Genomic DNA, 13,212 nt, shown 5'->3' on the forward strand with positions numbered 1-13,212 from the left:
GATGACGGGATCGAACCGCCGACATTCTGCTTGTAAGGCAGACGCTCTCCCAGCTGAGCTAATCACCCTTCGCTTCGGTGTGGCGCGCATTCTACGGAGCGACCCAACCTCTGGCAAGCACTTTTTTAATTAATTTTCTCAGGCCTTCCAAAGGCTTAGAGAAGGGTTGGCCTATGACCCGGCGAAGACAATAATGCCCCCCTTTGTATAAAGGAGAGACTCACCCCATGTGGTTCAAGAACCTGCTTATCTATCGCCTGACCCAAGACCTGCCTGTCGATGCCGAGGCGCTGGAAACTGCACTGGCCACCAAACTGGCGCGTCCATGTGCAAGCCAGGAGTTGACCACCTACGGTTTCGTGGCGCCGTTCGGCAAGGGCGAAGATGCTCCGCTGGTGCACGTCAGCGGTGACTTCCTGCTGATCTGCGCCCGTAAAGAAGAACGCATTCTGCCAGGCAGCGTCGTACGCGACGCGGTGAAGGAAAAGGTCGAAGAGATCGAAGCCGAGCAGATGCGCAAGGTCTATAAGAAGGAACGCGACCAGATCAAGGATGAAATCATCCAGGCGTTCCTGCCGCGTGCCTTTATCCGCCGCTCGTCGACCTTCGCTGCCATCGCACCGAAACAGGGCCTGATCCTGGTCAACTCGGCCAGCCCGAAACGCGCCGAAGACCTGCTCTCCACCCTGCGTGAAGTGATCGGCACCCTGCCGGTTCGTCCGCTGACCGTGAAAACCGCGCCGACCGCCGTGATGACCGAGTGGGTCACCACCCAGCAAGCCGCCCCGGACTTCTTCGTCCTGGACGAGTGCGAACTGCGCGACACCCACGAAGACGGCGGCATCGTGCGTTGCAAGCGTCAGGACCTGACCAGCGAAGAAATCCAGCTGCACCTGAGCACCGGCAAAGTGGTGACGCAACTGTCGCTGGCCTGGCAGGACAAACTGTCGTTCATGCTCGACGACAAGATGACCGTCAAGCGTCTGAAATTCGAAGACCTGTTGCAGGATCAGGCGGAACAGGACGGCGGCGACGAAGCCCTCGGCCAACTGGACGCCAGCTTCACTCTGATGATGCTGACGTTCGGCGACTTCCTGCCGGCGCTGGTTGAAGCCCTGGGCGGCGAAGAGACTCCGCAGGGGATCTAAGCCTCTGTGCAGTCTTTGGGTTATCTTCAAACGCCACCGCTTCGGTGGCGTTTTCACATAATAAGGAACAGGCCATGCGCGCACTGGCTGCACTGAGTCGTTTTGTCGGCAACACCTTCGCTTACTGGGTTCTGATTTTCGCGGTGATCGCGTTCCTCCAACCGGCCTGGTTCCTCGGCCTCAAAGGCGCGATCGTGCCACTGCTCGGGCTGGTGATGTTCGGCATGGGCCTGACCCTCAAACTCGACGACTTCGCCGCCGTCGCTCGCCACCCGTGGCGCGTGGCGTTGGGCGTAGTTGCGCATTTCGTGATCATGCCGGGGATGGCGTGGTTGCTTTGCCAGATCTTTCATCTGCCAGCGGAAATTGCCGTCGGCGTGATTCTGGTCGGTTGCTGTCCGAGCGGCACGTCATCAAACGTCATGACCTGGCTGGCCAAGGGCGATCTGGCGCTGTCGGTGGCCATCGCCGCCGTCACCACCCTCCTCGCCCCGCTGCTGACGCCGGCGCTGATCTGGCTGCTGGCCTCGGCGTGGTTGCCGGTTTCATTCATGGAGCTGTTCTGGTCGATCCTGCAAGTGGTGCTGCTGCCGATCATCCTCGGCGTAGTCGCGCAACGCGTGCTTGGTGACAAGGTGCGCCACGCGGTGGAAGTGCTGCCGCTGGTGTCGGTGGTCAGCATCGTGATCATCGTCGCCGCCGTGGTTGCCGCCAGTCAGGCGAAAATCGCCGAATCCGGCCTGCTGATCATGGCCGTGGTGATGTTGCACAACAGCTTCGGCTATCTGCTGGGTTATTTCACCGGACGCCTGTTCGGCCTGCCGCTGCCGCAGCGCAAGTCACTGGCGCTGGAAGTCGGCATGCAGAACTCGGGACTGGGTGCTGCGCTGGCCAGTGCGCACTTTTCGCCACTGGCGGCGGTGCCAAGTGCATTGTTCAGTGTGTGGCACAACATTTCCGGGGCGCTGCTGTCGACCTGGTTCAGGCGGATGAGCGAAAAAGAAGACCGTGAGACGTTGGCACAACAGACGGCCGACTGATTCCGGATCGCGGTACGGCGCACATTTTTAGGTAGTATGTGCGCCACGCGGGGACGACCCCGCGGCTCAATCGAGTTTTCAATCTGGGGACGGCCCCGTCAATCGATGGAGGTCTCTGATGTCCTGGATCATTCTGTTTTTCGCCGGCCTGTTCGAAGTCGGCTGGGCTGTCGGCCTGAAATTCACCGATGGCTTCACTCGTCCGCTTCCCACCGTTCTCACCGTCGCCGCCATGGCGATCAGTCTTGGCCTGCTGGGTCTTGCGATGAAGGAATTGCCGCTGGGCACGGCCTATGCGATCTGGACTGGCGTCGGTGCCGTGGGCACGGTGATAGCCGGGATCATCCTGTTTGGCGAGTCGATGGCGTTGATTCGCCTGGCCAGTGTGGCGTTGATCGTCACCGGGTTGATCGGGCTCAAGGTCAGCGCCTGAGCCGTTGCCGCCATCCGGCAGGGATGGCGGCTTCATAAACAACTACCTGACAGTCCCGCGCAATTCCCCGACCAACGTCTGCAGCACTGCCGGTTGTGCCGCTTCAACGGCTACCGGCGAACCCGCCACCAGCGTCACCCGCGACCACAAGCGCCGGAACACCCCCTTGTTCGGATCGCGACTGAAGAAACTCCCCCACAAGCCCTGCAACGCCAGCGGAATCACCGGCACCGGCGTCTCCTCGAGAATCCGCGTCAGCCCGCCCTTGAACTCGTTGATCTCGCCATCGGCGGTCAACTTGCCTTCCGGGAAGATGCACACCAGCTCACCTTCCTTCAGATACTGGGCAATCCGGGTGAAGGCCTTTTCGTAGATCTGGATGTCTTCCTGGCGTCCGGCGATAGGAATGGTCCCCGCCGTGCGGAAGATAAAGTTCAGCACCGGTAGGTTGTAGATCTTGTAGTACATGACAAAGCGAATCGGCCGACGCACCGCGCCACCGATCAGCAAGGCATCGACGAACGACACGTGGTTGCACACCAGCAACGCCGCGCCCTCATCGGGAATCGCCTCAAGGTTGCGATGCTCGACGCGGTACATGGAATGGCTGAGCAGCCAGATCATGAACCGCATGCTGAACTCGGGGACGATCTTGAAGATGTAGGCGTTGACGCCGATGTTCAGCAGCGACACCACCAGGAACAGTTGCGGAATCGACAGCTTGACCACGCTCAACAACACGATGGTGACAATCGCCGAAATCACCATGAACAGCGCGTTGAGAATGTTGTTGGCCGCGATCACTCGCGCCCGCTCGTTCTCGGCGGTGCGTGACTGGATCAATGCGTACAACGGCACGATGTAAAAACCGCCAAAAATTCCGAGGCCCAACACATCGATCAACACCGCCCACGCATGGCCAAAACCGAGCACTTCGGTCCAGCTGTGGCCGACGGGGCTTTCTGGAATTCCACCGGAGTGCCACCACAGCAACAGCCCGAAAACGGTCAGGCCGAACGAGCCGAACGGCACCAGGCCGATCTCGACTTTGCGCCCGGAAAGCTTTTCGCACAGCATCGAACCCAACGCGATACCGACGGAAAACACCGTCAGAATCAGAGTGACCACGGTTTCGTCGCCGTGCATCCATTCCTTGGCATAAGCCGGGATCTGCGTCAGATAAATCGCCCCGACAAACCAGAACCACGAGTTGCCGACAATCGAACGCGACACCGCAGGCGTCTGCCCCAGGCCGAGTTTCAAGGTCGCCCAGGACTGACTGAAGATGTTCCAGTTCAGGCGCATCTCCGGGGTGGCCGCCGCGGCGCGGGGAATGCTGCGACTGGCCAGATAACCCAGCACGGCGATGCCGACAATCGCGGCGGAGACCACCGGCGCGTAATTGGCCGAGGACATCATCACCCCGGCGCCGATGGTCCCGGCCAGGATCGCCAGGAACGTACCCATCTCCACCAACCCGTTGCCGCCGACCAGTTCATCGTCGCGCAAGGCCTGCGGCAGGATCGAATACTTCACCGGTCCGAACAGCGCCGAGTGCGTGCCCATGGCGAACAGCGCCACCAGCATCAGCGACAGGTGATCGAACAGAAAGCCGACGGATCCCACGGCCATGATGGCGATTTCTGCCAGTTTGATCAGACGGATCAACGCATCCTTGGCGAATTTTTCCCCGAACTGCCCGGCCAGCGCCGAGAACAGAAAGAACGGCAGAATAAACAGCAACGCGCACAGGTTGACCCAGATCGAGCGGTCACCCTCGATGGTCAGCCGATAGAGAATGGCGAGGATCAGCGACTGCTTGAACACGTTATCGTTGAACGCGCCCAGCGACTGGGTGATGAAGAACGGCAGGAAGCGCCGGGTACGCAGCAGGTTGAACTGTGAGGGGTGACTCATCTTCCGTGTGACCCTGTTGTTTTTTGGAAAAGAAGGTAGCGAGTGGCCTCGCTACGCTTATAAGAATCTCGAACCGCGATCCAGGCCACACATTACCTAATCTTCGCCGGTTATTTCTTCAAACCTGCAATGCACGGTGAAACAAACAGCTCGCCGCGCCACGCGCCTTGCAGTGTGCGTTTACCGACGATCAGCCACATCACCGCCAGCAACGTCACCAGTACACAACCGGCCACGCTGAAGAACGTCAGGTGCAACGTGCTACCCAGTTTCAGGGTTGCCAGCGAATACACGCCCAACGGGAAAGTGAAACCCCACCAGCCAAGGTTGAACGGGATGCCGTCACGCAAGTAACGCACGGTGATCAGCAGCGCTATCAGCATCCACCACAGACCGAACCCCCAGAGCGTGATCCCGGCGACCAGGCCCAGGCCCGACGCGATTTCACCGACGCCCGACATACCGCTGGCCGCGAAGATCGCCGGAGCGTCGCCGCCCAGCAGCAACATGCCCAAGGCACCGGTGCCGATCGGCCCCAGGGCCAGCCAGCTCGAGGCCGCCATGTTTTCGTGGGGCAGTTTGTGCAAGGCCATGCGCAGCAAGAGGATGGTCAGGATGCTGAACGCTACCGGCAGGGAAAACGCCCAGAGCACGTAACTGGTCACCAGCACCACCAGTTGCGAGTGCGCGTCGGTCAGGTGCGGCGCCAGCAGTCCACCGCTGGCCGCCGCCACTTCCGCGGCCACCACCGGCAGCAGCCAGACGGCAGTCATCTGATCGATGCTGTGTTCCTGACGGGTAAACATCATGTAGGGAATCAGCACGCCGCAGGCCAGCGACATCGCCACGTCCAGCCACCACAACGCCTCGGCCAGTTGAATCACCCCGTCGCCCCAGCGCGGCAGACCGAACAGCAGAAAGCCGTTGATGATCGTCGCCAGCCCCATGGGAATGGTGCCGAAGAACATCGAAACCGTGGAGTGGCCGAAGATCCGCCGCGCCTCGTCGAAGAACAGAATCCAGCGCGCGGCGTAGGCAGCGGTAAACAGCACGAACAACAGAATGTTGAACATCCACAACCCTTCGGCCACGGCGTGCAACCCGGGAATGGCGACAGGCAATTGCGCCAGCGCCAACGCCAGCACGCCGGTGCCCATGGTGGCGGCGAACCAGTTCGGGGTGAATTGGCGGATCACTTCACGCGGGTGCTGAAGCTGGTTGAATGGCTTGATACCGGGTTTGGCACTGTTGGGGCAAATCATCATGAACTCCTGTCCTCAGGTGAGGTTGAGCTCATGGTAGAACCGAATCGAATATCTATATAACGGGTAATATCTCTAACTGTTATCTGTTTTGTAGATATGCAGTCAGACACTGCCTTCGGTTTCGATCACCAGAATCCGCGCCGCGCCCTGCGGATGAGCGACGTGTTCGGTACCAATGGAGGCGTAGAAGATGTCGCCAACATCAAGCAAGACCTGCTTCTCCTCATCTTCTTCGCGATAGTGCATGAGCACCTGGCCATCGAGCACCACGAACACTTCCTCGCCGTCATTGACGTGCCATTTGTACGGCTGATCGGTCCAGTGCAGACGCGTGGTGATGCCGTTCATATTGGCGATGTCGAGCGCGCCCCAGGCGCGCTCGGCGGTGAAGGTTTTGCTGCGGATAATCTTCATGCGTCGATCCGTGAGAAGAAGGGGCTGGCCAAGGCTAACCGAATCCGACGGGCTTATGGAGCGCTGCAGGTCTTCGCCGCTTGCGCGCGGAAACTCATCAGCAGCGCACCGACTGCCAGCACGATCAGCACCGCGCCATACACATCGGTGGTGGCCAGCAGGCCCAGGCTGTGGGTGAAATGCCCGGCCAGCAACGCCGGCAGACAGAACGCCAGGTAACTCAGCACATAAAACGCCGACATCAAACCGGCTCGCTCATGGGGCAATGCCAGCGGCACCAGGCTGCGCACCGCACCGAGAAAACCGGAGCCAAATCCACAACCGGCCACCAGCGTGCCGAAGAAGAACAACGACAGACTGGCGCTGTGCACGCCCAACAGAATCAGCACAATACCGACCGGAAGCAGGCTCGCCCCGAGTTGCAGCGCCCGGGAGGCAGGACGATTGCGCAACGTGAAGATCATCAACGCACCGGTCACGGTCAGCGCCGCCACGGTCGCGCCGCCGATCAGGTTGGAGGTCGAGCCAGTGGCCGTGCGCACCAGCGACGGCGCCAGCGAGGCATAGAAACCGCCGAGCGCCCAGGTCGCGGTGTTCAGCGGCAATACTCGCCACAGCGTCGAACGCGCCTGAACCGGCACGTGCAGGGTCGGCCGCAACGAGGCCCACGCTCCTGCCTGCGGCGAGACGCTTTCCGGCAGGCGCCAGACATAAATCCCCTGCAACACAAACAGTGTGAGCAACAGCCAATAGGTCAATTGCAACGGCGCCGGAGCGAACTCGGCCAGCAAGCCGCAGCCCATGCTGCCCAACGCCATACCCAGCAACGGCGCAACGCTATTGATCAACGGCCCTTGCTGACGGTCGGTGTCCAGCAGCGTGGCACTCAACACGGCGGTGGCCATGCCGGTGGCGAAACCTTGCAGCACTCGCGCGCCGATCAGCCAGCCCACGCTGTCAGCGTAAATAAACAGCAGCATCGCCAGCGCATTGAGCGTCACGGCGGTGAAGATCACCGGTTTGCGTCCCAGGTGATCCGACAGCGACCCGACCGTCAGCAACGCAGCCAGCAGACTGAGGGCGTAGACGCCGAAAATCAGGGTCAGTACGGCTGCCGAAAAATGCAGTTGATCCTGGTACAAGTGATACAACGGCGTCGGCGCAGTGGAAGCGGCGAGAAAACTCAGTAAGGTGATCGCCAGAAACCACAGGCTGGAACGATGGGAAGCAAGGCTGGACATGGGCACACTCCGCAAAAGCTAATTTTTTGCTTTTGCGGAGTGTGCTCTCGGCTTGCGCTTAAAGCAAATTCTTTGTGTTAAGGTCTGCCGCATGGCTATTAAAGAAGGTTTACGCCCGGGCGGCCGCAGTGCTCGGGTGCAGGAGTCGATTCACTCGGCAGTCCGCGCGCTTCTACAAGAACAGGAGCGTTCAACGGTGACCGTCCCGCAAATCGCGGCGCGCGCCGGCGTGACGCCGTCGACGATTTATCGGCGCTGGGGCGATCTGGCGGCCTTGCTGGCCGACGTCGCCCTCGCCCGCATGCGCCCCGACAGCGAGCCGGCTGCAACCGGCAGCCTGCGCAGCGATATCCGCGCCTGGGCCGAACAATATCTCGACGAAATGAGTTCGGAACCCGGGCGCAACATGATGCGCGACGTGCAGGCGAGTGCGACGCCGGGCTATTGCGTGACGATCATCGGCGCGCAGCTGCAGACCATCATCAAGCGTCACCCCGAGGAGTCGGCGCCGAGCGTGGATCGGCTGATCAATCTGGTGGTGTCCCCGGTGGTGTTCCGCATTCTGTTTTCGGCAGCGCCGCTGGAAGTCGAAGAACTGCACCGCTTGATCGACATCGCGCTCAAGCCAGACTGACCCCAGAACTGCCCGGTTCTGTTCCTGCGACACCCCGCCGCGCCACGACCTTGGTCGACACTGACTAACCGCCGCGCCCGTGCGAGACTGTCTGACCGGGCGCGAGTCCGGTCGTTTTCTGTCGGGAGTGTTCCATGTCGTTGTCCACCGGGCTGATCGCCGCCGTCGCCCTGGCCTATATGGCCATCATGTTCGTCATCGCCTTCTACGGCGACCGTCGCAGCACACCGTTGCCGCCGCGGGTGCGTGCCTGGGTGTACAGCCTGTCGCTGGCGGTCTATTGCACCAGCTGGACGTTCTTTGGCGCGGTCGGCCAGGCCGCCGAACAACTGTGGTCATTCCTGCCGATCTATCTCGGGCCTATCCTGCTGCTGCTCGGTGCGCCGTGGGTGCTGCAGAAGATGGTGATGATCAGCAAACAGGAGAACATCACCTCCATCGCCGACTTCATCGCCGCCCGTTACGGCAAATCCCAGTCGTTGGCGGTGGTCGTCGCGCTGATCTGCCTGGTCGGCGTCCTTCCCTATATCGCCTTGCAGCTCAAGGGCATCGTCCTCGGCGTGAACCTGCTGATCGGTGCCGGCGCCGACGCCATGGGCACCCGCGCCCAGGACACCGCGCTGATCGTGTCGCTGGTGCTGGCGCTGTTCACCATCGTCTTCGGTACGCGCAACCTCGATGCCACCGAGCACCACCGCGGCATGGTGCTGGCGATTGCCTTTGAATCGCTGGTCAAGCTGTTCGCCTTTCTCGCCGTCGGTGCCTTTGTCACCTACGGGCTGTATGACGGCTTCGATGACCTGTTCAATCAGGCGATGCTCGCCCCGCGCCTTGAGGAATACTGGAAAGAAACCATCAACTGGCCGTCGATGGTGGTGCAAACCGGCGTGGCGATGATGGCGATCATCTGCCTGCCCCGGCAGTTCCACGTAACGGTGGTCGAGAACATCGACCCGCAGGATCTGCGCCTGGCCAAGTGGGTGTTCCCGGCCTACCTCGCATTGGCCGCGCTGTTTGTAGTCCCGATCGCCCTGGCCGGTCAGATGATGCTGCCCAGCTCGGTCATCCCCGACTCTTTCGTCATCAGCCTGCCATTGGCCCAGGCCCACCCGGCGCTGGCGATGCTGGCGTTTATCGGCGGTGCATCGGCGGCCACCGGCATGGTGATCGTGGCGAGTGTGGCACTGTCGACCATGGTGTCCAACGACATGCTGTTACCGTGGCTGCTGCGCCGCAACAATGCCGAGCGGCCGTTCGAAGTGTTCCGTCAGTGGATGCTTTCGGTGCGCCGGGTCAGCATCGTGGTGATTCTGTTGCTGGCCTACGTCAGTTACCGCTTGCTCGGTTCCACCGCGAGCCTGGCGACCATCGGCCAGATCGCTTTCGCGGCGGTCACTCAACTGGCCCCGGCGATGCTGGGCGCGCTGTACTGGAAACAGGCCAACCGCCGCGGCGTGTTCGCCGGCCTCGCCGCCGGCACATTCCTGTGGTTCTACACCCTTGTCCTGCCGATCGCTGCGCGCAGCCTCGGCTGGTCGCTGGACAGTTTCCCCGGCCTTGCCTGGCTGCACAGCAACCCGTTGAACCTGCCGATCAGCCCGCTGACCCAAGGCGTGGTGCTGTCACTGGCGGGCAACTTCACGTTGTTCGCCTGGGTCTCGGTGCTGTCTCGCACCCGGGTGTCGGAGCACTGGCAGGCCGGGCGTTTTATCGGCCAGGAAATCAGCGCCCGGCCGAACGCACGCTCGATGCTGGCGGTGCAGATCGATGACTTGCTGCAACTGGCGGCACGCTTTGTCGGTGAAGAACGCGCGCGGCAGAGCTTCATCCGCTTCGCCTACCGCCAGGGCAAAGGCTTCAATCCGAACCAGAACGCCGACGGCGAATGGATCGCCCACACCGAGCGTTTGCTGGCCGGTGTTCTGGGCGCTTCTTCGACGCGAGCGGTCGTAAAAGCCGCCATCGAAGGTCGGGAAATGCAGCTGGAGGACGTCGTCCGGATCGCCGACGAAGCCTCGGAGGTGCTGCAGTTCAACCGCGCGCTGTTGCAAGGTGCGATCGAGAACATTACCCAGGGCATCAGCGTGGTCGACCAGTCGCTGAAACTGGTGGCCTGGAACCGCCGCTATCTGGAGCTGTTCAACTATCCGGACGGCTTGATCAGCGTTGGCCGACCGATTGCCGACATCATTCGCCACAACGCCGAACGCGGTTTGTGCGGCCCCGGCGAAGCGGAAGTCCATGTTGCCCGGCGCCTGCACTGGATGCGCCAGGGTCGCGCCCACACCTCGGAACGACTGTTCCCCAACGGCCGGGTGATCGAGCTGATCGGCAACCCGATGCCCGGCGGCGGTTTCGTCATGAGTTTTACCGACATTACCGCGTTCCGCGAAGCCGAACAGGCCCTGACCGAAGCCAACGAAGGGCTGGAGCAACGGGTCAGCGAACGGACCCAGGAACTGTCGCAACTCAACGTCGCGCTGACGGAAGCCAAGGGCAATGCCGAGGCGGCCAACCAGTCCAAGACCCGCTTCCTCGCAGCGGTCAGCCACGACCTGATGCAACCGTTGAACGCCGCGCGACTGTTCTCCGCCGCCCTCTCCCATCAGGAGGACGGTTTGAGCAGCGAAGCGCAGAAACTGGTGCAGCATCTGGACAGTTCGCTGCGTTCGGCTGAAGACCTGATCAGTGACCTGCTGGACATTTCCCGCCTGGAAAACGGCAAGATCAACCCGGATCGCAAGCCGTTCGCGGTCAATGAGCTGTTCGATATTCTCGGCGCAGAGTTCAAGGCACTGGCCCAGGAACAGGGCTTGAGTTTCCGGGTCCGAGGCAGTCAATTGCGCATCGACAGCGACATCAAGTTGCTGCGGCGGATTCTGCAGAACTTCCTCACTAACGCTTTCCGCTACGCAAAAGGCCCGGTGCTGCTGGGCGTGCGTCGGCGCCAAGGCGAAATCTGTCTGGAAGTGTGGGATCGCGGGCCGGGGATTCCGGAGGACAAACAGCAAGTGATCTTCGAGGAATTCAAACGCCTCGACAGTCACCAGACCCGCGCCGAAAAAGGTCTGGGCCTGGGGCTGGCGATCGCCGATGGTCTGTGCCGCGTGCTCGGCCATAGCTTGCGCGTGCGCTCATGGCCGGGGCGCGGCAGCGTGTTCAGTGTCCGCGTGCCGTTGGCCAAAGCGCAGACCCTGCAGCCGCCAGCAGCGGTGGAAATCAATGGCAAATTGCACAGCGGCGCGCAGGTGCTGTGCATCGACAACGAAGACAGCATTCTGATCGGCATGAACAGCCTGCTCACGCGCTGGGGCTGCCGGGTCTGGACCGCGCGCAACCGCGAAGAATGCGCGGCACTGCTCGCCGACGGTGTGCGGCCACAACTGGCGCTGGTGGACTATCACCTGGATCACGGCGAAACCGGCACCGAGTTGATGGCGTGGCTGCGCACGCGTCTGGGCGAGCCCGTGCCCGGCGTGGTGATCAGCGCCGACGGGCATCCGGAAACCGTGGCGCAGGTGCATGCAGCGGGGCTGGATTATCTGGCCAAACCGGTGAAACCGGCGGCGTTGCGGGCGTTGTTGAGTCGCTATTTGCCGCTCTAGAAGAGCGGCTTATTCAGGCAGCTCGACCAGGCCGTCGGCGTCGGTCATCGCGCGTTCCAGCAGGTCCGCCGGCAGGCTTTTGCTGGCTCGTGCGCCGAGCAACTTGAGCTGTTCGCTGCGGCTGACCAGGTTGCCGCGCCCTTCCGTCAGCTTGTTGCGCGCCGCGCTGTAGGCCTTGTCCAGTTGCTGCAAGCGATTGCCGACTTCGTCCAGATCCTGAATGAACAACACGAACTTGTCGTACAGCCAACCGGCACGCTCGGCGATTTCCCGCGCGTTCTGGCTCTGACGCTCCTGCTTCCACAGACTGTCGATGACCCGCAGCGTTGCCAGCAGCGTGGTCGGGCTGACGATCACGATGTTGCGATCGAAAGCTTCCTGGAACAGTGACGGCTCGGCCTGCAAAGCGGCGGAAAACGCGGCTTCGATGGGCACGAACAGCAAGACGAAATCGAGGCTGTGCAAACCTTCCAGTCGCTTGTAATCCTTGCCGGCCAGGCCTTTGACGTGACTGCGCAGGGACAGCACGTGTTGCTTCATGGCGATCTGGCCAATGGCGTCGTCGTCCGCCGCGACGTATTGCTGATACGCAGTGAGGCTGACCTTGGAGTCGACCACCACCTGCTTGTCGCCCGGCAGATAAATGATCACGTCAGGCTGGAAACGCTCGCCATCCGGCCCCTTGAGATTGACCTGGGTCTGGTACTCGCGGCCCTTCTCCAGCCCGGCATGCTCAAGCACGCGCTCGAGAATCAGCTCGCCCCAGTTACCCTGGGTTTTCTGGCCCTTCAGAGCGCGGGTCAGATTAGTCGCCTCATCGCTCAGGCGCAGATTCAGTTGCTGCAAACGCTCCAGCTCCTTGGCCAGCGAAAAACGCTCGCGGGCTTCGGCCTGGTAGCTTTCCTCGACACGTTTTTCGAACGACTGGATGCGCTCCTTCAACGGGTCAAGCAACTGGCCGAGGCGCTGCTGGCTGGTTTCGGCGAAGCGTTGTTCGCGTTCATCGAAGATCTTGCCGGCCAGCTCCGCGAACTGCGCGCGCAGCTCATCGCGAGAACCTTGCAGGTCATCCAGGCGTTGTTGATGGCTTTCCTGTTGCTCGCGCAATTCGGCATTCAGTGAAGCGGCCTGGGCGTCCAGGCGCCGCAATTCGGCTTCTTTGCTGGCGCGTTCGAGGTTCCAGGCATGGGCGGCGTCACGGGCGTCATCGCGCTCGATCTGCAACAGCTCGACTTCCCGGCGCACGGCGGCGAGCTCCGCTTGTTTCGAGGCGTTGGCCTGGCCGAGGTCGGCGACTTCATCACGGCAGGCTTCAAGTTGTGCAGTGAGGCCGTCCTGGGCCATCTGCGCCATGGCCAGCCGCTCCTCGAGCAACGCGACTTCAGACTGGTTCTGACTGGCCCGACGTTGCAGTTGCCAGGCCAATGCCAGCAGCGGCACCGCCGCACCTGCCAGCCCCAGCAGGATGCTGGTCAAGTCCATCGCCATAGTGATTCCCGCCGATCCGATAAAGCC

General features: G+C 61.7%; 10 protein-coding genes. 5 read left to right on the forward strand and 5 right to left on the reverse strand.

What is annotated here, in order from left to right; all coding sequences use genetic code 11:
- The first annotated feature begins 227 nt into the window (after positions 1-227).
- From rdgC to sugE, 3 genes are all read left to right on the forward strand, one after another.
- The gene (gene rdgC, locus ACKJSM_RS27435) at positions 228-1,148 is read left to right on the forward strand and encodes a recombination-associated protein RdgC (RefSeq protein WP_085703388.1); all 921 of its coding nucleotides are present in this window, start codon (positions 228-230) and stop codon (positions 1,146-1,148) included.
- A gap of 74 nt (positions 1,149-1,222) precedes the next feature.
- Positions 1,223-2,188: a bile acid:sodium symporter family protein gene (locus tag ACKJSM_RS27440; RefSeq protein WP_236181908.1), complete on the forward strand. Its 966-nt coding sequence runs from the start codon at positions 1,223-1,225 to the stop codon at positions 2,186-2,188.
- A 118-nt stretch (positions 2,189-2,306) separates the two neighbouring features.
- Complete coding sequence (gene sugE / locus ACKJSM_RS27445; protein ID WP_236181907.1) at positions 2,307-2,621, forward strand: quaternary ammonium compound efflux SMR transporter SugE; 315 nt, start codon at positions 2,307-2,309, stop codon at positions 2,619-2,621.
- Positions 2,622-2,663: 42 nt separating this feature from the next.
- Here sugE and ACKJSM_RS27450 read toward each other — a convergent pair whose 3' ends face one another.
- From ACKJSM_RS27450 to ACKJSM_RS27465, 4 genes are all read right to left on the reverse strand, one after another.
- Positions 2,664-4,538: an MFS transporter gene (locus tag ACKJSM_RS27450; RefSeq protein WP_410239406.1), complete on the reverse strand. Its 1,875-nt coding sequence runs from the start codon at positions 4,536-4,538 to the stop codon at positions 2,664-2,666.
- Between the two features lie 110 nt (positions 4,539-4,648).
- A complete protein-coding gene (locus ACKJSM_RS27455) occupies positions 4,649-5,800 on the reverse strand; it encodes a TDT family transporter (RefSeq protein WP_410239407.1) in 1,152 nt (383 codons plus the stop codon).
- 105 nt (positions 5,801-5,905) lie between these two features.
- The gene (locus ACKJSM_RS27460) at positions 5,906-6,217 is read right to left on the reverse strand and encodes a cupin domain-containing protein (RefSeq protein ID WP_236181904.1); all 312 of its coding nucleotides are present in this window, start codon (positions 6,215-6,217) and stop codon (positions 5,906-5,908) included.
- A 53-nt stretch (positions 6,218-6,270) separates the two neighbouring features.
- On the reverse strand, positions 6,271-7,458 hold the full coding sequence (locus ACKJSM_RS27465; RefSeq protein ID WP_410239408.1) for an MFS transporter: 1,188 nt from the start codon (positions 7,456-7,458) through the stop codon (positions 6,271-6,273).
- Between the two features lie 91 nt (positions 7,459-7,549).
- Between ACKJSM_RS27465 and ACKJSM_RS27470 the strand changes: the two genes are divergently transcribed.
- Complete coding sequence (locus ACKJSM_RS27470) at positions 7,550-8,092, forward strand: TetR/AcrR family transcriptional regulator (protein WP_410239409.1); 543 nt, start codon at positions 7,550-7,552, stop codon at positions 8,090-8,092.
- A 134-nt stretch (positions 8,093-8,226) separates the two neighbouring features.
- Positions 8,227-11,697 carry a NahK/ErcS family hybrid sensor histidine kinase/response regulator gene (locus ACKJSM_RS27475; protein ID WP_410239410.1) on the forward strand — a complete coding sequence of 1,157 codons (3,471 nt, stop codon included), beginning with the start codon at positions 8,227-8,229 and terminating at the stop codon, positions 11,695-11,697.
- Between the two features lie 9 nt (positions 11,698-11,706).
- Here the strand turns inward: ACKJSM_RS27475 and rmuC are convergent, their stop codons facing one another.
- Positions 11,707-13,071: a DNA recombination protein RmuC gene (rmuC, locus tag ACKJSM_RS27480; RefSeq protein WP_236181913.1), complete on the reverse strand. Its 1,365-nt coding sequence runs from the start codon at positions 13,069-13,071 to the stop codon at positions 11,707-11,709.
- Between the last annotated feature and the right edge of the window lie 141 nt (positions 13,072-13,212).

The sequence above is a fragment of the Pseudomonas sp. PHC1 genome, assembly GCF_046487845.1.
Lineage (GTDB): Bacteria > Pseudomonadota > Gammaproteobacteria > Pseudomonadales > Pseudomonadaceae > Aquipseudomonas > Aquipseudomonas sputi.